A 21,277-nucleotide genomic window follows, 5' to 3' on the forward strand; every position below is an offset into this window, starting at 1 on the left:
TCAGCCTGCTGAAACCACTACAAGAAGTGCTGATATCAACGGGGCGAGGGCTCATGAGGAAAAAACTGATTGTCAGTCTGGTCGTCGCGGTCTTGGCCTTGTCGGGTTGCGCCACGACGCAACAGCGCGGAGACCATGCCTCGGGGAAGACTTGCCCGCCGGTTAACCAGCAGGAGCAGATCAAGGCCGGCATCGCCGAGGAGCTCGAAGCCCTTGGCGAGCCCGAGGTCGTCTCCAAAAAACCCGCCCCCGACGAATGCGACCCCAACAAGGTCGAATACGACATCCCCATCACCATCAACGCCGAGGTCGAGCAGGGCATCGACCTGTTCCAGAACAAAATCCCCAAACGTTTCCGCATGTGGCTGGAGCGCTCGGGTCGCTACATCCCCATGATGCGTAGCGTCCTGCGGCAATACGGCCTGCCCGAGGATCTGGTCTATCTGGCGCTGATCGAGAGCGGCTTCAACTGCAACGCCTACTCCACCGCCGCGGCGGTGGGGCCGTGGCAGTTCATCGCCGGCACGGGCAAGCGTTTCGGCCTGCGCATCGATTATTGGGTCGACGAGCGCCGCGACCCGGTCAAGAGCACTCACGCCGCCGCTCAATACCTGGGCGACCTCTACGCCGAGTTCGGCTCGTGGTACCTGGCCGCCGCCGCCTACAACGCCGGCGAGGGCAAGATCCGTCGCGCCCTGAAAAAATACAACGCCAACAACTTCTGGTCCATCAGCCGGCACCACCGCGACTACCTCAAGGACGAGACCCGCCAATACGTCCCGCGCATGATCGCCGCGGCCATCATCGCCAAAAGCCCCGAGAAGTTCGGCTTCAACGACCTCAAATATTGGCCGCCGATGCAGTTCGACGAGGTGCGGGTCCACCCTGGCACCAGCCTGGACGTGGCCGCCAAGTTGGCCGGCGTCAAAAACAGCGAGCTGAAGGCCCTCAACCCCGAGCTGCGTCGCTGGTGCACGCCGCCCAGCGGCAAATACACCCTTAAGATTCCGTTTGGGGCCAGGGCCCAGTTCGAGCAGGGCTACGCCAAGCTGGCGCCCAAGGATCGCCAGGCCCACACCGGCGTGGCCGCCGTGCGCGTGCGGCGGGGCGACACCCTGGGCCGCATCGCCAAGACGCACCACATGCGCCTGTCCGACCTGGTGGCCCTCAACCCCAAGGTCAAGCCCAACAGCCTGCGCGTGGGCCAAAAGATCATCGTCTCGCCCGGCCGCGGCGCGGTGGCCTACGCCGAAGCCGACGCCCCCGTGGTCTCCTCGCGGCGGCGGGCCAGCCTGTCGGCCTCCAGCACCGTGCCGCCGGCCCGCCAGGGCACGCGCAAAATCGTCTACAAGGTCAAGCCCGGCGACTCCCTGTGGGACATCGCCCAGGGCTACAACCTCGACTGGCATGACGTGCGCCGCTGGAACGGCCAGCGTTCCGGCAACATCCAGGCCGGCGACCGCCTGGTGCTCTACGTGCCCCAGTCCAAGGCCGAGGCCAAGCGGGCCACGGCCAAGGCCCAGAGCCGCACCTACGTGGTGCGCCGTGGCGACAACCTGTGGGAGATCGCCCAGGCTCACGGCGTCAGCACCGCCGACATCAAGCGCTGGAACAAAATGCGCGGCAACAGGCTGGAAGTGGGCGACCGCCTGACCATCCACAAGTCCTCGCCGTCCAAGATCGCCACGGGCAACGGTCAGTTGGTGGTGGCTTCCGCCGACGAATCCGGCGTCAACGACTCTTCCGCCGGCCCCGAAAAGACCTACCGCGTGCGCAAGGGCGACACCCTCTCGGGCATCAGCCGGCGTTTCAACGTCTCGGCCAGCAAGCTGCGCCGCCTCAACAGCCTGCGCGGCGACAACATCCGCGTGGGCGACACCCTGCGCGTGCAATAGCCGCCGGGCCGCCAACGCCGAGCATGGGCCGCTTCCCTCGGGGGGCGGCCCGTTTGTTTGGGGCGGTCTCAGATTTGATCGAGCAGGGCCTGGGCCGTGGGCCGGCCTGGCGCCAGCTCCAGGATATCCAGAAGAATCTTGCGGGCGGCCAGGGCGTCGTCGAGGGATAACAGCAACTCGGCCAGGCGCTCCAGCAGCTCCCAATCGCCCTGAGCCAATCCGTGGCGGCGGGCCAGGGCCAGGCTTTCGGCGGCGGCCTCGTTTTGGCCGGCGCGCAGGCGCAGTTTGGCCACGTTGAAGTGCAGCCGGCCCGCCTCCGGCTCGACCGCCAGGCCCAGGCGGTATTGGGCCAGGGCTTGATCGTGCAGGCCCTGGGCGGCCAACTCCAACCCGCGCCGGCCGTATTCCTCGGCGCTGGCCAGGGCGGCGGGCGCGTCGGCCGGCCGGGCGTCCAATTGGCTGGTCAGATGGTCGAGCCAAGCCAGGTTTTCCGCGTCGTCGGGGGCCATGAGCCGGCTGACGGCCACCAGTTCGGCGGCGGCCTGAGGCCGTCCCTGGCGCAGATAGGCCGCGGCGGCCACGGCGTGCAGGCGGTGCAAGGCAAAGGGCCGCTGGCCGGCGGGCCAGGCGTCGGCCTGGGCCATGCGCGCGAAGACCTCCTCGGCCTGCTCCGGCCGGCCCTGGCTCAGGTGGGCTTCGGCCAGCATGAGCCAGGCTTCGATCTTCAGGCGCGGCTGATCGGTTTGGCGGGCCAGGCGGCGCAGAGCCTGGACGGCCTTGGCGGGGCGGCCCAGGGCCAGGCCGCAGCGCGCGGCCAGCAACCCCTCCGGGCCATCGGCCAGGGCGGGGTCTTGGGCCAGGGCCCGTTGCAGGGCTTGATCGGCCTGTCGCGCCTGGCCCAGATCGTGGAACAGACGGGCCTGGCGGGCCAGGCGATGGGCCCCCAGACCGCCGGGCATGTCGTCGGCCTGGGCCAGAACCTCGGCGGCTTGTTCGGGCCGGCCCTGGGCCAGGTGCAGTTCGGTCAGGGCGTCGACCGCGCCGCCATAGGCGGGATTGGCCTCCCTGGCCCACTGAAATAGGCTTTGGGCGCTGGCCGCGTCGCCGCCTTGCAGGGCCACCCGGCCCAGGCCGACCATGGCCGCGGCGGCTTGGGGGCTCTGACGCAGCAGGCGCTGATAGCACTGCCGGGCCTCGTCCAGGCGGCCGTGGCGCAGCAGCAGCTCGCCCAGGCCGAACTGGGGCCAGCGGGCCTGGGGATTGTTGCGGGCGGCCATGAGGTATTCGTCCATGGCCCGTTCGGGCAGGCCCATGGCCTCCAGGCGCGCGGCGCGGGCGGCGGCGCGCCGCCGAGCCAGGATCAGCTCCAGGCGGCGGCTGAGCTTTTCGGGGCTGACGGGCTTGGTGAGGTAGTCGTCCAGGCCGTGGCCGATGGCCTGCAAGACGCGGTCGTCGGCGTTTTCGGCGGTGACCATGATGAAGATGACGTCGCCGTGGCGCGGATGGGCCCGCACGCGGCCCAGCAGCTCCAGGCCGTCGACGCCGGGCATGTTCCAATCGGCCAGGATCAGTTCGCAGCCGTGGCGCTCGAGTTGGGCCAGGGCGGCCGCGCCGTCGGCGGCTTGGACGACGTTATCGAAGCCGGCCTCGCGCAGGCTCTGGGCCAGCAGTAAGCGCATGGTGGGCATGTCGTCGGCCACCAGGGCCGCGCACTGCCGCCGGTCCACCCGTTCCAGGCGCATGGCCCGCTCGTCGATGGCCCGCAACTCGGCCGTGACGCCTTCGCCGGTCGCCGGCTCCCGCTCGGGCGGGTGGCCGGGCACCTAGCGCCCGCCCTCCAGGGGCAGGCTGATCACGAAGCAAGCGCCGCCGGGCGTGTTGCGCAAGGCGATCTCGCCGCCCAGCAGCCAGGCCGCCCGCCGGCAGAAATAGAGCCCCAGGCCGCTGGAGCCGGCCCCGCCGCCGTGGGCGTAGCGCTGGAAGATATCGCGGCCCAGGGCCGGGTCCACGCCGGGGCCGCTGTCGCGCACCTCGATCAGGGCGAAGCGCTCGTCGGCGTCGACGCGCACTTCGATCTGGCCGCCGCCGCCGTTTTCGGGCGCGGAAAATTTCAGCGCGTTGACCAGGATGTTTTGCAAAATGCGCTCGGTCAGGTCTTCGTCGGCGACTATCTCGGGGTCGGCCTGGGCCAGGAGCCGGGCGCTGACGCCATAAAATCCGGCCACCGACGACAAGGCGTCCATGACCTCGGCGGCCAGTTGGGCCGGCCGCAGGGGCACGGGGCGCAGGGGCATCTGGCCGTCCTCCATGCGGCCCAGGTCGAGCAGGTTGCTCACCCGGCGCCAGAGCTGCTCGGTGTCCAGGCCGGCCAGGGCCAGGTAGCGCCCGCGCTCCTGGGGGGCCAGCTTGTCGGCGGCCAGCAGTCGCAGCACCTCCTTGAGGGCGGTCAAGGGGGCCTTCATGTCGTGGAAGAGCATGTTCATCAGCTCTTCCTTGGCCCGCTGGCTGCGGCGCAGATCCTGGTAGGCCTGGTCCAGGCGCTGGTGCATGGCGCTGAAGCTGATCAGCACGGCGACTTGGTCGGCCATGGCCTGGGCCAGGAACAGGTCGTCGTCGTCGAAGTGGGGCTGGCCGCGTTTGTCCGAGAGGTTCAACACGCCGATGCTCACGCCATCGTCCTTGAGCGGCAGGCACATGAAGCTGCCGGTGCGGTAGCTGCTGGCGTCGCCGTGGCGGCCCAGGGCGGCGAAGGGGCTTTCGGCGATGTTGGCCAGGCAGACGGCCTTGCCGCTGCGCAGCACCTCGGTGGAGACGGCCAACTGCTCGGTGGGCGTCTGCAGGCCCACCAGCCCGCGGTTGGTGGCCGCCCGCACTTCCAACCGGCCGCCCTCCGCCAGCATCAGCGAGCATTTTTCGGCCTTGGCCAGGCGGGCCAGCACCTTGACCAGCTCTTGCAGGCGCGTGCCCAGGTCCAGCTCGGCCTGGGCCAGCACGCGGGTCAGTTCCAGCAGGCTGCGTAGTTTTTTGCCGTCCTCGCGGGCGTGGGCGGTGGCGTCAGAGCTGTCCGGCATCGTTGTCTCTCCGCTCGGGGGCCGGCGAAAGCAGGCATTCCTCGAGGATGGCCACGTCAAGGGCCCGCCGTTGATCGCAGATGTACCAAAGTTGTTCCGAGACCCTGGTGCTGGGGCTTTCGCCGAACCACAGGCAGACCTTGATGCCCAGATCCTTGGCCAGGGCCACGGCCGGGGCCAGGTCTCCGTCGCCGGCCACCAGGATGATCTCGGAGACGGAGCCGGTGTAGGACAGGCGGCAGACGTCCACGGCCAGATAGACGTCGACGCCCTTTTGCTCCAAAATGCGGTTGCCGGCGTTGTCCCAGCCGCGGGGGGCCAGATGGCCCAGGCGCACCTCGAAGTCGTCCAGGCGGCGCAGGGCGTTGAAAAAACGTTCCTTGTTGGCGTAGAAGGTCTGCTCCTCGGGCGTGGGGCGTTGGGAGAGGTGGGGCAGGCAATGATAATAATAGGTGCGCAGCAACGGCTTGCCCCGGGCCAGCTTGTTGGCCAGCCGGGAGAAGCTCACCTTCATGCTGCCGGCCTCGTAGAGGATCTTGTCCATGTAACCGCCGTCGATCAAGACGGCCACGCGCTTGTCGTGCAAGGCCTTGCCTCCGCCCAAATGGGGCCGCCCGGCGAGGCGCGGCGGCCCGTGATTAATTAAACGATCACGCCCAAAAAAACACGCCCTGACCCGTTGTTTATAACATCAGGCCAAGGCGCAAAAAACAACGATTTTCGGCCTTACGGGGCGGCGCGGGCTCAAATGGGCCGCGCGCCGTCTGGACCGACGGCCAGGCGCATAAGGTCGTGGGCGGCCCAGATCGGCCCGCCAAACAATCGCCCGGCCGCGGCCCTGGCCGCCTCCGGGTCGTCCTCGGCCCGGAAGTGGCTGAGCAGAAGCGATTTGACCCCGGCGGCGGCGGCCAACTCGCCACAGGCCTCGGGGGGCATGTGGCCCGGCTTGGGGTTTGTTTCCGTGCCGGCGCAGTGGGCCACCAACAGCGCCGCGTCCCGGGCCAGCTCCACCAACGCCGCGCTGGCCTGGCAGTCGCCCAGGTAGACCAGGCCGCGCCCGGCCCAGTCCAGGCGATAGGCCAGGCTCATGGCGGTGTGGGCGCTCTTGGCCGTGCTCAGGCGCGCGCCGGCCAGTTCCAGGCCCTGGCCTGGCTCCAGCCAGCGGGCCAGCAGGGTGGGCGGGCCCCAGGCCAGCCAGTGGCCGAAGACGGCCTCCAGCCCGGCCAGCACGTCGGCCAGGCCGGGGTGGCCGACCAGGGTGATGCGCGCGCCCGCCTTCAGGCGCGGGTCGTAGTTGAGGGCGAACAGCAGCGGCAACAGGTCGGCCAGATGATCGGGGTGCTGGTGGCTGAGTAGCACGGCCGTGATCTGCTGGGCGTCCACGCCGGTGGCGGCCAGGCCGCGCCAGGCCCCCTGGCCCAGGTCGAGCAGCAGGGCGTGGGGGCCCAGTTGCAGCAGATAGGCCGGGGCCGAACGGGCCGGGTTCAGTTCGGCGCAGCCCGAGCCTAGCACGGTCAGGGCCATGGCCGGCGCGGCGCTCACTGGGCGGCCAGGGCGCGGATGCGGTCGCGGCGACGGCGCAGGGGCTCCAGCAGGCTGGCCGGCGTGCGCAGCAGGCCCAGGCCCGTGCCCAGGCGGATGTCGGGCTTGGCCGCGCCGTGAAAGTCCGAGCCGCCGGTGACGATCAAACCGAGCTTGCCGGCCATGGCTTGCAGGCGTTTTGTCAGCAGCTCGTCGTGCTCGGAATAATGGGCCTCCAGGCCTTCCAGGCCCATGGACGCCAACTGGCGCAGCAACGCCTCCAGGGCCGTGGGCGGCTGCTTCAACAGGCCCGGATGGGCCAGCACCGGCACGCCGCCGGCGGCGCGCAGCAGGGCCATGGCCTGGTCGCACTCCAGGCGATATTTCTCGACATAGGCCGGCTTGCCCCGGGCCAGGTAGCGGCCAAAGGCCTCCTGGCGGTTGGCCACCGCGCCCAGTTCTACCATGGCCTGGGCGAAGTGGGCCCGGCCAACCAGCCCGCCGCCGGCGTGGGCGCGGACCATGTCCATGGTCACGGCGACGCCCATTTCTTGCAGCTTTTGGGCGATTTGCGGGTTGCGCTGGGCGCGGGCCTCTTGCAGGCGCTCCATGGCCTGGGCAAAATCCGGCCGGTGGTGGTCGACAAACAGGCCCAGCACGTGCATCGAGCCGGTGGGTCCGCCGTTGACGCTGATCTCCACGCCGGGGATGACCTCCAGGCCCAGTTCGCGGCCGGCGGCCAGGGCTTCGTCGAGGCCGGCGGTGGTGTCGTGGTCGGTGATGGCCACGGCGGCCAGGCCGGCGGCCTTGGCGGCGGCGACGACCTCGGCCGGGCGGCAAGAGCCGTCGCTGGCGGTGGTGTGGGTGTGCAAATCGATCAAGGCGGTGGTAGATTGAGTCATGATGCGTGCCAGTCCGGGCCGGGGCGCTCAGCGCCCTCGCCAGCGCTCCAGGCGCTCGAATGCGTCCTTGGCCGCTTTCAGCAAGACGGCCAACTTGACGGGTTTGGTGAAATAATCGTCAAAGCCGGCCTCGCGGCAGTCGGCCAACTCGAACAACGAGACGAAACCGGTGAAGGCGAAGATCTGGGCCATGGGATTGACCGCGCGGATGCGTCGGCACAGCTCCAGGCCGTTCATGCCCGGCAGGTTCAGGTCCAGAAACATCACTGGTATTTTTTCGCGGCCCAGGATTTCCAGGGCCTTTTCGGGGCTGTCGGTGCTGATCACCTGATAGCCGGCGTGGGTGAAGGCCTCGCCGAGCAGGTCGAGGATCGGCTGTTCGTCGTCGACGACGAGGATTTTTTTGCCCATGTGCGGCTCCTGACTGGCGACGTGGGCGCGGGGCCGCCGGTGGAGGTTGCGCCTGGGCCCGGCCGCCGGGGCAGTCTGGGCCATCAGGAACAGTTTGCGTCAATTATCCGGCCGATTCAACATCTATGCCAGCCTGGGCTTGTGGTAATCTGGCCGCGACAAAACGGAGGCTCGCGCCATGAACGATCAGAGCCATAACCAGATCGACCCCCACGGGCCCAAGGCCATCGAACTTGCCGGCGTGAGTTTTGGCTACGGCGGCCGGCCGGTGCTGGAGGAGGTCAACCTGGCCGTGGAGCAGGGCGATTTCGTGGCCGTGGTGGGGCCCAACGGCGGCGGCAAGACGACCCTGCTCAAGTTGATCCTGGGCCTGATCGCCCCCCAGCGCGGCAGCGTGCGCCTTTTGGGCCGATCGCCGCGCCAGGCCAGGGCCCAGGTGGGCTACATGCCCCAGCAATCCAGCCTCGACCGCGCCTTTCCCATCACCGTCCTCGGCGCGGTGCTGATGGGCCGCCTGGGCAACCGGCCCGGCTTTTGGCGCGGGGCCGACCGCCAGGCCGCGCATCTGGCCCTGGAGCAGGTCGGCCTGGCCGCCCTGGCCCAGCGGCCCCTGGCCGCCCTCAGCGGCGGCCAACGCCAGCGGGCGCTGGTGGCCCGGGCCCTGGTGGGCGAGCCCCGCCTGCTGCTGCTGGACGAGCCCACCAGCAACGTCGACGTCCAGGCCGAGGAAGAGTTCTACGACCTGCTGCTGCGGCTCAACCAGCGCATGACCATCGTCGTGGTCACCCACGACCTGGGCTTTGTTTCGCCCTACGTGCGCCACGTCGTCTGCGTCAACCGTCAGGTGCTGATCCACCCCACCTCCGACGTCACCGGCGAGGTGATCAGCCAGATCTACGGCGGGCCGGTGAACATGGTGCGCCACGATCACAAAAAGAACGGCGGGTGCTTCCATGGCTGAGTTGTGGCGGGCCGTGGCCGCCCTGGCCCCCGGCAACGAGTTCCTCCAGGCCCTGGCTCAAAACGCCTTTTTGCAAAACGCCCTGCTGGCCGGGCTGTTGGCCAGCCTGGCCTGCGGCGTCGTGGGCGGCTACGTCATGGCCCGACGCATCACCTACATCGCCGGGGCCATCGCCCACAGCGTGCTGGGCGGCATGGGCGCGGCCGGTTACGCCAGGGCCGTGCTGGGCTGGGACTGGGCCCACCCCCTGCTGGGGGCGACCGTGGCGGCGCTTGTGGCCGCCGGGCTCATCGGCGTGGTCAGCCTGCGGGCCGGCCAGCGCGAGGACACCGTGATCGGGGCTATCTGGGCGGTGGGCATGGCCGTGGGCGTGCTGTTCATCGCCCGCACGCCGGGCTACAACAGCGAGCTGATGAGCTATCTTTTCGGCAATATCCTCATGGTCTCGCGGGCCGACCTCTGGCTGATGGCCGGGCTGGACGCGGTGATTTTGGCCGTGGCCGTACTGTTTCACAACCAACTGGTGGCCGTGTGCTTCGACGAGGAATTCGCCAGGCTGCGCGGCCTGCCGGTGGGGCTCCACTATTTTCTGCTGCTGGCGCTGACGGCGCTGACGGTGGTGCTGTTGTCGACGGTGGTGGGCATCATCATGGTCATCGCCCTGCTGACGCTGCCGGCGGGCACGGCGGCCTCGTTCAGCCGCCGGCTGGGGGCGATCATGGCCTGGGCGGTGGCCATCGCCATGCTCGTCACCAGCGCCGGCCTGGCGCTGAGCTTTGGCCCGGATCTGCCCACCGGCGCGGTGATCATCCTGCTGGCCGGCGCGCTCTACCTGGCCGCGGCCGGCCTGGCCTGGCTGCTGCGCCGCGGCTGAGGCCTCCCACGCATAAAGTGCTGCGAGACTGGTCAAGCATCGCGGTTTCTGATAAATTGTCAACCCAAGTGAACGCAAGGTTGACAATTCACGGAGGCCACGGTGAGCCAAACGCCTTTTCCCGATCCCCTGGCCCTGGCGGGCCGGCCGCCCACGCCCGCCGAAGCCGCCGCCTGGCTGGAGCCGGACGACCTGGGCCAACTGGGCCGCCTGCTGGCCGCCGCCGGCGCGGCCCGTCAGCGCTGGCAGGCCGACGCGGTGGAGCTTTGCGCCATCGTCAACGCCCGCTCGGGCCGCTGTAGCGAGGACTGCGCTTTCTGCGCCCAGAGCGCCCATCACCACACCGACGCCCAGGTCTATCCGCTGCTTTCCGCCACCGAGATCGCCCAGCGGGCCGAGCGCGCCGCCGACTGCGGGGCGCTGCGCTTTGGCCTGGTCACCAGCGGCAAAGGCTGCCCCAGCGGCCGCGACCTGGACGAGATCTGCCGGGCGCTGGAGCTGATCGTCAAGCGGGGGCGCATTTTGCCCTGCGCCTCGCTGGGCCTGCTGAACGCCGCCCAGGCCCGCCGCCTGGTCGAGGCCGGCCTGCGGCGCTATCACCACAACCTGGAGAGCGGGCCGAGCTATTTCCCCAGCATCTGCGCCAGCCACGCCTTCGAGGAGCGCGTCGAGACCGTGCGCGTGGCCCAGCAGGCCGGCCTGGAGGTCTGCTGTGGCGGCATCGTGGGCATGGGCGAGACGCCGGCCCAGCGCGCCGAGTTGGCCTTTGCCGTGGCCGAACTGGCCCCCCAGAGCGTGCCCGTCAATTTCCTCAGCCCCATCGCCGGCACCAGGCTGGCCCACTTGCGGCCCATGGGCGCCCTCCAGGCCCTGGCCGCCCTGGCCGTGTTCAAGCTGATCATGCCCCAGGCCCAGATCCGCGCCTGTGGCGGCCGCGCCCAGATTCTGGGCGATCTGGCCCCGCTGATGTTCCTGGCCGGGGCCAGCGCCGCCATGACCGGCAACTATCTGACCACCCAAGGCCCCCAGTCCCAGCGCGATCTGGCCGTCATCGCCGCCCTGGGCCTGCGGCCGGTCTTGCCGCCCCGCGAGGAGTGATCATGTCCAACGCCGCCGAGATCGTCCAAAAAGACCTGGCCTGCCTCTGGCACCCCTTCACCCAGCAAAAGATCTGGCCCAGCGAGCCGCCCCTGGTCATCAGCGGCGGCCAGGGCAACTGGCTCGTCGACATCGACGGCAAGCGCTATTTCGATGGCGTCAGCTCCCTGTGGGTCACCGTCCACGGCCACGGCGAGCCGGCCATCAACCAGGCCATCAAAGAGCAGGTCGAGGCCCTGGACCACTCGACCATGCTGGGCCTGACCCACCCCAAGGCCGCGCTTTTGGCCGCCGAACTGGCGCGCCTGACGCCGCCGAGCCTCAGCCGCGTGTTTTTTTCCGAAAGCGGCTCGACGGCGGTGGAGATCGCCCTCAAGATCGCCTACCAATATTGGCAGCTCAAGGGCCAGAGCAAAAAGCGCACCTTTGTCTCGCTGGCCGAGGCCTATCACGGCGACACCATCGGCGCGGTGAGCATCGGCGGCATCGAGCTGTTTCACGAGGTCTACCGGCCGCTGCTGTTCGCCAAGCACACCATCGCCCAGCCCAACAAAAACAAACCCGGCAGCGCCGAACGCTCGGTGGCCGATCTGGCCCGCGTGCTGGCCGAGCACGCCGAGGAGATCTGCGCCCTGGTCATCGAGCCCCGCGTGCAGGGCGCGGCCGGCATGATCATCCAGCCCGACGGCTATCTCTCCACCGTCTGCCGCATGGCCCACGAGGCCGGCGTGCTGGTGGTGGCCGACGAGGTGGCCACGGGCTTTGGCCGCACCGGGGCCATGTTCGCCTGCCAGTTGGAGGGCGTTTGCCCCGACCTGATGGCCCTGGGCAAGGGCCTGACCGGCGGCGTGCTGCCCCTGGCCGCGACCATGGCCAGCGAGGAGATCTACGAGGCGTTTTTGGGCGAGTTCGACGAGTTCCGTCACTTTTTCCACGGTCACACCTACACCGGCAACCCCATCGCCTGCGCGGCGGCCCTGGCCAACCTGGCCCTGATGCAATCCCGCGACATTCTGGCCAACGTGGCGGCCCGGGCCGCGCAACTGGCCCGGGGCCTGGCCGAGCTGGCCCGTTTGGACCACGTGGTCGACGTGCGCCAGCAGGGCATGATGTGCGGCGTGGAGCTGGCCGCTGACAAGGCCTCGGGCCTGGCCTACGCGCCGGGCCGGCGCATGGGCCACCAGGTGATCATGGCCGCTCGCCGGCGGGGGGTGATCATCCGGCCGCTGGGCGACACGGTGGTTTTGATGCCGCCGCTTTCCAGCAGCGAGCAAGAGATCGCCTTTTTGCTGGAGGTGGTCGGCCAGGCCATTGTCGAAGCCACGGAGGAAGGCGCTTGAGCCAGGGATGCGCGCATCCGGCCCTGGCCGCCCTGGTCCGACGCATGGCCGACCGCCGCCGGGACGGCCTGCACCGCTCCTTGCGCGGCGTGGGCCCGGCCGGCGGGCCACGGGTGATCGTCGATGGCCGCCAGGTGCTGTTGATGGCCTCCAACGATTATCTGGGCCTGAGCCGTCACCATCGCCTGGCCCGGGCCGCCAGCCGGGCCGCCCTGGCCCACGGGGCCGGCGCGGGGGCCAGCCGGCTGATCTCGGGCACGCTGGATTGCCACCAGCAGTTGGAGCGCCAGATAGCCGCCTTTAAAAAGACCGAGGCGGCGCTGTTTTTCTGTACCGGCTACATGGCCAACGTCGGCTGCGTGGCCGGCCTGTGCGGCCCGGGCGATTTTATCGTAAGCGACGCGCTCAACCACGCCAGCCTGATCGACGCCTGCCGCCTCGGCCGGGCCACGGTCAAGGTCTATCCCCACGCCGACGCCGCGGCGGCCCAGGCCCTCTTGGCCCAGGCCCCGGCCGGGGCCCTGAAGCTCTTGATCACCGATGGCGTTTTTTCCATGGACGGCGACCTGGCCCCTTTGCCGGAGCTGTTGGCCGTGGCCCGCCGCCACGGAGCGCTGTTGCTCGTTGACGACGCCCACGCCACCGGCGTCTGGGGGGCCGGCGGCCGGGGCTCGCTGGAGCATTTTGGCCTGGCCCCGGAGAGTGATATAATTCAAGTAGGCACCCTCAGCAAGGCCCTGGGCGGCCTGGGCGGCTTCGTGGCCGGGGCGGCGGTGGTCATCGACTGCCTGATCAACCTGGCGCGGCCCTTTGTCTTCAGCACCGCCGCGCCGCCGGCCCAGGTGGCCGCCGCCGCCGAGGCCCTGCGGGTGGTGGAGGACGAAGCGCATCTGCGCCACAAGCTGCACGGGCTTTGCGCGCTGCTGCGCGGTCTGCTCGAGGAGGGCGGGTTGCGGCTGCTTTCGCCGGCCGGGCCGATCATCCCCATCCTGGTCGGCGACGCCCACCGCGCCCTGGCCATGGGCCAGGCCCTGCTGGCCGAGGGCGTTTTCGCGCCGGCCATCCGGCCGCCCACGGTGCCCCAGGGCTCCAGTCGCATCCGGCTGACCGTCACCGCCGCCCACGAGGAGGCGGACATGCGTTTCGCCGCCAGGGCCGTGCTCCGGGCGGCCAGGGAGGTTGGCTTATGCCCCTAGGCAAGGGCCTGTTCATCGCCGGTTCCGACACCGGCGTGGGCAAGACCATGGTCAGCGCCGGCCTGACGGCGGCCCTGCGCCAGCGCGGCCTGGACGCCGGCTATCTCAAGCCCGTGGGCACCGAGGCCCAATGCGTCGACGGCCGGCCGGTCAACCCCGACGCCGTGTTCGTGGGCCGCATGGCCGAGCTGCCCGAGCCGGCCTGGCGGCTCAATCCCTTTTGCCTGAGCGCGCCTCTTTCGCCGCTGGCCGCCGCGCGGCGCGAGGGCGTGACGTTGGATTTCGGCCAGATCGTCGCCGCCTGCCGCCAGGCCCTGGACGAGCGCGAATTCTGCGTGATCGAGGGGGCCGGCGGGGTGATGGTCCCCCTGTGCGAGGGCAAGCTGATGCTCGACCTCATGGCCGAACTGGCCTTGCCGGTGCTGGTGGTGGGCCGGCCCGGCCTGGGCACGATCAACCACACGCTCTTGACCATGCTGGCGGCGCGCTCGCGGGGGCTGGCGGTGGTGGGCTTTGTCTTCAGCGGCGGTGGCGAGGGCGTGGAGCTGGACCCTTCGCGGCACGCCAACCCGGCCCTGACCGAGGAGTTCGGCGGCGCGCCCTACTTGGGCGCCTTGCCCGACATGGGCGGTGGCGAGATCTCGCCACGGGCCCTGCGCGCGGCGGCCGGGGCCTGGCTGGACATCGACGGCCTGCTGGCGGCGCTCAATCGCGCCACAAACCAGGGATGAACAACACCAGCACCGTGTAGACCTCCAGCCGGCCCACCAGCATGGCCGCCGAAAGCAGCCACTTACCGGCCTCGGGCAGGCTGGCGTAGTTGCCCACCGGCCCGACGATGGGCCCCAGGCCGGGGCCGATGTTGCCCAGACAGGCGATGGCCGCCGAAAAGGCTGTCTGGCCATCCAGGCCCAGGGCGGCCAGCCCCAGGGTCGTCAGGGCGAAGCAGGCCAGATAAAGGCCCATGAAGGCCCAGATCGCCGCCACGACCTGCTTGTCCACCGTCCGCCGGCCCAGCTTGACCGGGTTTACCATGCGCGGGTGGATCAGCCGGCCAAACTCGGCCAACGACTGCTTGAGCACTACCAACACCCGCATCACCTTGGGCCCGCCGCCGGTGGAGCCGGCCGAACCGCCGATGAACAGAAGCATCGTCAGCACCGCCAAGGCCAGCGGCGGCCACAGGGTGTAGTCGGCGGTGGCGAAGCCGGTGGTGGTGAGGATGGTGGCTGTCTGGAAAAAGGCCAGGCGCAGGGCGGAAGCCGTGTCGAGGCCCTGGGCCAGCCAAAGGCAGATTGTGATGATCAGCGCCGCGCCCACGGTCAGGGCCAGATAAAAGCGGCACTCCTCGTCGCGCCAGAAGGCGTCCCAACGGCGCTGGCTGAAAAGCTGAAAATGCAGGGTGAAATTGATGCCGGCCAGGATCATGAAGATGGTGACCACCCACTGGATGAACGGGCTTGGCCAGTGGCCCACGCTCAGGTTTTTGGTGGAAAAACCGCCGGTGGCCATGGTGGCCATGGCGTGGCAGAGCGAATCGAAAAGGTCCATGCCGCCCAGCAAAAGCAGCAAGGCCTCGGCGGCGGTGAGCAGGACGTAGATCCACCACAGGGCCTTGGCCGTGTCGGCGATGCGTGGGACCAGGCGGTCGGGCGTGGGCGAGGGCGCCTCGGCCTTGTAGAGCTGCATGCCGCCCACGCCCAGAAACGGCAACACCGCCACGCCCAAAACGATAAAGCCCATGCCGCCCAGCCAGTGGGTCAGCGCCCGCCAGAACAGCACGCATTTCTGGGCGGCCTCCACGTTGGTGAGCACGCTGGCCCCGGTGGTGGTGAAGCCGCTGACCGACTCGAACACCGCGTCGGCCCACGATTTGAAATCGCCCGAAAGCAGAAGCGGCAGCCCGCCCAGCACCCCGGCCGCCAGCCACGAAAGGCCCACCACGGCCATGCCCTCGCGGTGGTTCAGCTCCTTGACCCGGCGGTCGCGGAAAGACCAGAACAATACCCCGCCCAGCAGGCAGCAGACAAAAGACCCGCCCAAAAAGGCCAGCCAACCCGGCTCGGCGTGGATCAGGGCCACGGCCAGGGGCAAGAGCATGCACAGGCCCACGCCCAGGCAGATCAGGCCCACCAACGATATGGCGAAGGCGACGTTCACCGGGTCAGACTCCTAGAAATATTCCAGGCTGACGGTCAGGAGCTTCTCGACCTTGGAGAGCACCTTGGTCAGCATGAAGATGACCATGCGGTCGCCGGGGTTGATGACGGTTTGGCCGTTGGGGATTTCGACCTCTTCGCCGCGCACCACCGCCGCCACCAGGGCGCCGCTGGGCATCTTGACCTGGGCCAGGGGCTTGCCGACCATGGCCGAGGTGGCCTGGGCCTCCACCTCGATGACCTCGGCCCCCTCGTCGCGCAGGGCGCTGACGGCCAAGACCTTGCCGCGCCGCAGATAGCGCAGGATCGCCCCCACCGCCGCGAAACGGGGGCTGACGACCAGGTCGATGCCCAAGGAACTGACCAAGGGCACGTAACCCATGTGGGCCACCCTGGCCACCGTGCGCCGCGCGCCCATTTTTTTGCCCATCAGGGCGATGAGCACGTTGTCTTCCTCGTCGTCGGTGACAGCGGCGAAGACGTCGGCCGCGCCGATGTTTTCCTCGCGCAGCAGGCTCATGTCGGTGCCGTCGCCGTGCAGGACGATGACGTCGTCGAGCTGGTCGACCAGCATCTGACAGCGGTCTTCGTCTTTTTCGATGACGCGGGCCTTGATGTCGCGCCGCTGGGCCCGTTCGGCCACCAGGCGGCCGATGGCCCCGCCGCCGACCACGACGAGCTTGCGCACCGGTTCGTTGCGCAGGCTGAAAAACTCCATGACCTCGTTGATCATGTCCTCGCGCACGACCACGTAGGCCCGGTCGTCGGCCCGCAGATGGTCGTCGCCGCGGGGGATGATCACCTCGCCGTCGCGCTCGATGGCCGCCACCAGAAAGCGCGAGCCCTCGGACATGCGCAGCTCGTGCAGGGGCCGCTTGAGGATGGGGCTGGTCACCGGCGCGCGCAGGCCCAGCAGCTTGACCTTGCCGCCGGCGAAATCGGCCACCGAGTTGGCCGCCGGCACGTAGATCAACTGCATGATCTGGTTGGCCACCTCGCGCTCGGGGTTGATGACCAGGTCCACGCCGAATTGCCGGGGGTCGTGCTCCTCGAAAAAGTGCAGGTAGTCCATCGAGCGGATGCGCGCCACTTTGGTCACCGCCGGAGCCAGGGCCTGGGCGAAGCGGCAGGCGGTCATGTTGACCTCGTCGCTGTCGGTGACGGCCACCACCAGCTCGGCCTCGCGCACGCCGGCGGCCAACAGCGCCGCCGGGCTCGAGCCCTTGCCGACCAGGGTCTGCACGTCCATCTGCTCGTTGACGGCCTTGATCTTTTCCGGGTCTTGGTCGACCAGCACCACGCGGTGGTTTTCGCGCGAGAGCCTTAGCGCCGTGTGATAGCCCACCTCGCCCGCGCCGATGATCAATACGCGCACAAGAATTTCTCCCGCCGCGCCGGTTTGGCGGCAATGTCGTAAAGCGATCGGCCCCTGGTGACGCCCAGCATCAAGGGTAGCACCGGCCCGAAGGCCCGGTCAACGACCGTGGCCGGCCAGGGCCTCGACCAGGGCGTCGGCCATGTTTTGTTCGAAAGCGGCCGTGTCGAAGGCCTGGGCGTGGGCGCGTAACGCCAGCGGGTCGAAGGCGTCGCCCTCCAAAAGCTCCATGGCCTCCACCAGCGCCTCGGGCTCTTGTTTTTTAAAAAACCGCCCCGTGGCCGGCCGGCCTTGGGGGTCTTGGGGGCCGACCACGGTCTCCAGCGCGCCACCCCTGGCCAGGGCGATCACCGGCGCGCCGCTGGCCATGGCCTCCAGGGGCGTGATGCCAAAGTCTTCCTCGCCGCAGAACAATAGCGCCTTGGCCCCGGCGTAGAGCCCGGGCAGTTCGCTGTCGGGCCGCCAGCCCAGAAATTCCACCGTCGGCCCGGCCATGGCCCGCAGTTTGGCCTCCTCGGGGCCCGAGCCCACGACCTTGAGCGGCCGTCGGGTCAGGGTGCAGGCCCGCACGGCCAGGTCCACGCGCTTGTATGGCACAAGGGCCCCCAGGGCCAGATAATAGCCGCGCGGGCGGCCGTCGGGGGCGAAGCGGCCGGTCTCCACCGGCGGATGGATCACCTTGGCCTGGCGGCCATAGAAGCGCTGGATGCGCCCGGCCACGTGGTGGCTGTTGGCCAGGAAAAAGTCCACGCCCTTGGCCGTGGCCACGTCCCAGCGCCGCAGCCAGGGCCGCGCGAAAGGCATGACGTGGCGGGCCAGGCCGCCCCGGCCGGGGCCGAAGTATTGGTCGTACATGTCCCAGATGTAGCGCATGGGCGTGTGCAGATAGCTGACGTGCCGGGCCCCCTTGGGCGGGCGCGCGCCCTTGGCCACGCAGTGGCTGGAGCTCAGCAGCAGATCGCACGGCGGCGGGCGCAGCCGGCCGATGGCCAGGGGCATCAGCGGCAGATAGTGGCGATAATGACTTTGCGCCAGGGGCATGCGCTGCAAAAACGAGGCGTGGATTTCCCGGCTTTCGATCAGCGGCGAAGCCGAGCCCGGCGCGTGGACCAGGGTGAGGATCGGGGCCTGGGGGAACAGCCGGCAGAAGCACTCCAGCACTTTTTCGCCGCCACGCATGCCCGTCAGCCAGTCGTGGACCAGCACGACCCGCAGGCCGCCCAACTCCGGCCGCAGCTCGGCGGCGGTCATGGCCGGCCTTGTTCCTGGCCCAGCAGCCGGCGATAGACGGCCAGCGTCTGCCGGGCCGCCTTGGCCCAGGTGAACAGGGCCGCCCGCTCGGGCCCGGCCAGGCGCAGGCGGCGGTTGAGCACTTCGTCGACCAGCAGCCGGCCCAGGGCCTCGGCGATGGCCGCCGGCTCGGGCTCGCACAAAAGGGCCGCCTCGCCGACGACCTCGGGCAACGAGGCCCGGTTGCTGGCCACCAGCGGCGCGCCGCAGGCCATGGCCTCCAGGGCCGGCAGGCCAAAGCCCTCGTAGAGTGAGGGGATGCACACGGCCTCGGCGGCGGCGTAGGCCGTGGCCAGGGTCACGTCGTCGGCGATGGGAAACATCACCAGGTCTTTGTCGGGGTTGACGCCGCGCAACTCGCCCTTTTTGACCCCGGCCAGCACCAGCGGCGGCACGGGGCCGGCCCCGGTCGGCGGGGTGGCCCGCAGCATGCGGTGGGCCTCGACCAGGGCGATGAGGTTCTTGTGGGGCTTGGGGTTGCCCACGCCCAGGATATAGCGGGCGGGCAGGCCCAGGGATGTGGCCATGGTCGGCCGGTCGGCGGCGGCCAGGGGCCGGAAAGCGCCGCTGACGCCGTTGGGCGTGACGACGACCTTGCCCGGCGAAAGCTGCAAAAGCTCGCAGATGTCGCGCTTGGAGTGCTCGCTGACGGTCAGCACCGCGCCGGCCTTGTGAGCCGCCGGGCCGACGACGTATTTGTAGAACAGGCGATGGCGCAGGCCGTGATCCTGGGGAAAGCGCAGGTGGATCAGGTCGTGGATGGTCATGACCATGGGGCCTGGGGCCACCACCGGCGGCGCGTAGAACGGGCAGTGGTAGAGATCGTGCTTCATGGCCCGCAGCAAGGTGGGCAGCTTGAGCTGACCGCCCAGGCCGTAGGGCGCGAAGTTGGCCACCACGGCGACGATGCGCGGGCCCCGAGGCAGGATCGAGGCGTGCTCGGGCCGGCGCACCAAAACGGCCGCGGCCAGGTCTTTGTCCTCGTCGAGCATGGCCCGCAAGAGCTCCAGGCCATAGCGGGCCATGCCGTGCATCTGGCCGGTGTAGACGCGCATGTCGTAGCAGATGTTCAAGGCTTTCACGCCTCCTCGCGGCAGGCCCGGTGATAGACGTCCAAGGTCTGGCGGGCCGCCTGGTCCCAACTGAAGCGCGCCGCCCGCTCCGGCCCGGCCTGGGCCAGTTGACGGCGCAAGGATTCGTCTTGCATCAGCCTGGCCAGGCCCTGGGCAATCGCCTCGTCGCTATGCGGGTCGACCAGCACCGCCGCCTGGCCGACCACCTCGGGCACGGCCCCCACCGCCCCGGCCAACAGCGGCGCGCCGCAGGCCAGGGCCTCCAGGGCCGGCAGGCCAAAGCCTTCGTGCAGGGTGGGGAAGGCAAAGGCCAGGGCCAGATTCATCAGCAGGGGCAGTTCGTCGTCGGGCACGTAGCCGGTGAAGACCAGGCGCTTGTCGTCCAGGGCCGCGCCGAGCTGGCTTTTCAGGCGCTGGGCCAACCAGGCCCGCTGGCCGGTGATCACCAGCTTGCACTGGGGCAGAACCTGATCGGCGGCGCGCAAAAAGGCCGGGATCAGCCGGGCCAGGTTTTTGCGCGGCTCGATATTGCCCACATATAGCACGAACGGGCCGTCCAGGCCCAGGCGATAGCGCGCCGCCTCCAGGGCTTGGCGATCGTCGATGACCCGAAAGGCCGCCCGGGCGGCCTCGGCCACCACCGTCACCCGCGCCGGGTCCACGTTCAGAATCTCCTGTAACTCGTCGGCCGTGGCCTGGCTGGGCGCGATGAACCAGGCCCGCGAACGGGCCAGCCGCCCCAGGTGCCAGCGCATGTACGAGGCGTATTTTGGCGGCACGGTCTCGGGATGGGTGAAGGGCACCAGGTCGTGGACCGTGGCCACCACGGCCAGGCCCCGGCCGTCGAAGGGCGCCAGCATCGCCGGCCCGTGCAAAAGGTCCACGCCGTCTTTTTTCAGGCGGCGAGGCAGGAAAAGATGTTCCCAGGCATCGCCCAGGGGATGGCTTTCGTGGGCAAAGGCGGCGCGGATGAGCTTGCCGTTGGGCAGGCCCGGCAGGCAGGTCAGGTTGTCCAGGCGGGCCAGCAGACAGATTTCCTGCGTGGGCGCCACCCGCTTGAAGCCCTCCAGCAGGCCCAGGATATAATTGCCCACGCCGGTGGGCCGGGGCGTCAACGCACGGATATCCAGGCAGATCCGCACGGCCTAGCCCTGGCCGTCGGTCGGCGCTGGCCGGCCGATGACGCGCAGCACGTTGTAGATGGGCTTGGCCTGGGTCTCGTAGTAGGTGCGCACCTGCAACTCGCCCAGCAGGCCCAGCGAAATGAGCTGCACGCCCACCAGCATCAGCAAAACGGCCAGGATCACGCCGGGCTTGCCCCACATGGGCTCGCTGAAAAACAGCTTCAGGATGGTGTAGTACAGCCCCAGCAAAAAGCCCAGCGCCCCCGAGATCAGCCCCCAGCGGCCGAAGATCTGGATCGGCCGGGTGGAGTAGGACAGCAGGAACTTGACCGTGATCAGATCCAACAGCACCCTGGGCGTGCGGCCGATGCCGTATTTGGTCTTGCCGGCGATGCGCGGTCGGTGGTTGACCGGCACCTCGACGATGCGCACGCCCATGTGCGAGGCGATGGCCGGGATGAAACGGTGCATCTCGCCATAGAGCCGGATGCCGCGCACGACCTCCTGGCGGAAGGCCTTGAGCGTGCAGCCATAGTCGTGCAACTCCACGCCGGTGATGCGGCTGATCAGGCCGTTGGCCAGCTTGGAGGGCAGCTTGCGGTTGAGGTAGGCGTCCTGGCGGTCGTAACGCCAGCCGGCGGCGATGTCGTAGCCCTCGTCGAGCTTGGCCAGCAGCTTGGGGATGTCGGCGGGATCGTTTTGGCGGTCGCCGTCCATGGTCACCACCACCTGGCCCAGGGCGTGGTCAAAGCCGGCGCTCATGGCCGCGGTCTGGCCGAAGTTGCGCCGGAAGGCGATGACCACCGTGCGCGGCTGCTGGCTGGCCAGGCGCTCCAAAATGGCCAGGGTTTCGTCCTTGGAGCCGTCGTCGACGAAAACGACTTCGTAGTCCAGGCCGGTTTTTTCGAGCACGGCGTGCACCTCGGCGTGCAGGGGCTCGACGTTGTCGGCTTCGTTGTAAACGGGGATCACCACCGAAAGGTCCAC

19 protein-coding genes are annotated in these 21,277 nt (G+C 69.3%); 7 read left to right on the forward strand and 12 right to left on the reverse strand.

Annotated elements, in window-relative coordinates; translation table 11 throughout:
- Positions 1-53: 53 nt before the first annotated feature.
- Positions 54-1,895, forward strand: coding sequence for a LysM peptidoglycan-binding domain-containing protein (locus DEBA_RS02970; protein ID WP_013257423.1), 1,842 nt, complete (start codon positions 54-56; stop codon positions 1,893-1,895).
- 68 nt (positions 1,896-1,963) lie between these two features.
- Here the strand turns inward: DEBA_RS02970 and DEBA_RS16740 are convergent, their stop codons facing one another.
- The 6 genes from DEBA_RS16740 to DEBA_RS03000 all read right to left on the reverse strand — a co-directional run bounded on the left by DEBA_RS16740 (position 1,964) and on the right by DEBA_RS03000 (position 7,800).
- Positions 1,964-3,718 carry a response regulator gene (locus DEBA_RS16740; protein WP_013257424.1) on the reverse strand — a complete coding sequence of 585 codons (1,755 nt, stop codon included), beginning with the start codon at positions 3,716-3,718 and terminating at the stop codon, positions 1,964-1,966.
- A complete protein-coding gene (locus DEBA_RS02980; RefSeq protein WP_013257425.1) occupies positions 3,719-4,966 on the reverse strand; it encodes a GAF domain-containing sensor histidine kinase in 1,248 nt (415 codons plus the stop codon).
- Positions 4,950-5,552: an NYN domain-containing protein gene (locus DEBA_RS02985; protein ID WP_013257426.1), complete on the reverse strand. Its 603-nt coding sequence runs from the start codon at positions 5,550-5,552 to the stop codon at positions 4,950-4,952. The genes DEBA_RS02980 and DEBA_RS02985 overlap by 17 nt, the downstream gene beginning before the upstream one ends.
- Before the next feature lie 158 nt (positions 5,553-5,710).
- Positions 5,711-6,508, reverse strand: a complete 798-nt coding sequence (locus DEBA_RS16745) for an MBL fold metallo-hydrolase (protein WP_013257427.1) — start codon at positions 6,506-6,508, stop codon at positions 5,711-5,713.
- Positions 6,505-7,389, reverse strand: a complete 885-nt coding sequence (locus DEBA_RS02995; protein WP_013257428.1) for a PHP domain-containing protein — start codon at positions 7,387-7,389, stop codon at positions 6,505-6,507. The genes DEBA_RS16745 and DEBA_RS02995 overlap by 4 nt, the downstream gene beginning before the upstream one ends.
- 27 nt (positions 7,390-7,416) lie before the next feature.
- On the reverse strand, positions 7,417-7,800 hold the full coding sequence (locus tag DEBA_RS03000; RefSeq protein ID WP_013257429.1) for a response regulator: 384 nt from the start codon (positions 7,798-7,800) through the stop codon (positions 7,417-7,419).
- 178 nt (positions 7,801-7,978) lie between these two features.
- On the opposite strand from DEBA_RS03000, the gene DEBA_RS03005 reads away from it, so the two are divergent.
- The 6 genes from DEBA_RS03005 to bioD all read left to right on the forward strand — a co-directional run bounded on the left by DEBA_RS03005 (position 7,979) and on the right by bioD (position 14,000).
- Entirely contained in the window at positions 7,979-8,761 is a 783-nt protein-coding gene (locus DEBA_RS03005; protein WP_013257430.1) for a metal ABC transporter ATP-binding protein, read from the forward strand.
- Positions 8,754-9,635, forward strand: a complete 882-nt coding sequence (locus DEBA_RS03010) for a metal ABC transporter permease (RefSeq protein ID WP_013257431.1) — start codon at positions 8,754-8,756, stop codon at positions 9,633-9,635. Before DEBA_RS03005 ends, DEBA_RS03010 begins: the two co-directional genes overlap by 8 nt.
- Before the next feature lie 102 nt (positions 9,636-9,737).
- Positions 9,738-10,733: a biotin synthase BioB gene (gene bioB, locus DEBA_RS03015; protein WP_013257432.1), complete on the forward strand. Its 996-nt coding sequence runs from the start codon at positions 9,738-9,740 to the stop codon at positions 10,731-10,733.
- A gap of 2 nt (positions 10,734-10,735) precedes the next feature.
- A complete protein-coding gene (gene bioA / locus DEBA_RS03020; RefSeq protein WP_013257433.1) occupies positions 10,736-12,073 on the forward strand; it encodes an adenosylmethionine--8-amino-7-oxononanoate transaminase in 1,338 nt (445 codons plus the stop codon).
- Positions 12,070-13,269: an 8-amino-7-oxononanoate synthase gene (bioF, locus tag DEBA_RS03025; protein WP_013257434.1), complete on the forward strand. Its 1,200-nt coding sequence runs from the start codon at positions 12,070-12,072 to the stop codon at positions 13,267-13,269. Before bioA ends, bioF begins: the two co-directional genes overlap by 4 nt.
- Positions 13,260-14,000 (forward strand): dethiobiotin synthase, encoded by a 741-nt coding sequence (gene bioD, locus DEBA_RS03030; RefSeq protein WP_013257435.1) that lies wholly within the window; start codon positions 13,260-13,262, stop codon positions 13,998-14,000. The genes bioF and bioD overlap by 10 nt, the downstream gene beginning before the upstream one ends.
- Here the strand turns inward: bioD and DEBA_RS03035 are convergent.
- The 6 genes from DEBA_RS03035 to DEBA_RS03060 all read right to left on the reverse strand — a co-directional run bounded on the left by DEBA_RS03035 (position 13,975) and on the right by DEBA_RS03060 (position 21,277).
- Positions 13,975-15,429 (reverse strand): TrkH family potassium uptake protein, encoded by a 1,455-nt coding sequence (locus tag DEBA_RS03035; RefSeq protein ID WP_013257436.1) that lies wholly within the window; start codon positions 15,427-15,429, stop codon positions 13,975-13,977. The genes bioD and DEBA_RS03035 overlap by 26 nt on opposite strands.
- 12 nt (positions 15,430-15,441) lie before the next feature.
- Positions 15,442-16,803: a Trk system potassium transporter TrkA gene (gene trkA, locus DEBA_RS03040; RefSeq protein ID WP_013257437.1), complete on the reverse strand. Its 1,362-nt coding sequence runs from the start codon at positions 16,801-16,803 to the stop codon at positions 15,442-15,444.
- A gap of 99 nt (positions 16,804-16,902) precedes the next feature.
- Positions 16,903-18,054 carry a glycosyltransferase gene (locus tag DEBA_RS03045; RefSeq protein ID WP_013257438.1) on the reverse strand — a complete coding sequence of 384 codons (1,152 nt, stop codon included), beginning with the start codon at positions 18,052-18,054 and terminating at the stop codon, positions 16,903-16,905.
- Entirely contained in the window at positions 18,051-19,175 is a 1,125-nt protein-coding gene (locus DEBA_RS03050) for a glycosyltransferase family 4 protein (protein WP_050762211.1), read from the reverse strand. The genes DEBA_RS03045 and DEBA_RS03050 overlap by 4 nt, the downstream gene beginning before the upstream one ends.
- Positions 19,172-20,308 (reverse strand): glycosyltransferase family 4 protein, encoded by a 1,137-nt coding sequence (locus DEBA_RS03055; RefSeq protein ID WP_013257440.1) that lies wholly within the window; start codon positions 20,306-20,308, stop codon positions 19,172-19,174. Before DEBA_RS03055 ends, DEBA_RS03050 begins: the two co-directional genes overlap by 4 nt.
- 3 nt (positions 20,309-20,311) lie before the next feature.
- Positions 20,312-21,277 (reverse strand): glycosyltransferase family 2 protein, encoded by a 966-nt coding sequence (locus DEBA_RS03060; protein WP_013257441.1) that lies wholly within the window; start codon positions 21,275-21,277, stop codon positions 20,312-20,314.

It is taken from the genome of Desulfarculus baarsii DSM 2075 (genome assembly GCF_000143965.1).
In the GTDB taxonomy this organism is placed as follows: domain Bacteria; phylum Desulfobacterota; class Desulfarculia; order Desulfarculales; family Desulfarculaceae; genus Desulfarculus; species Desulfarculus baarsii.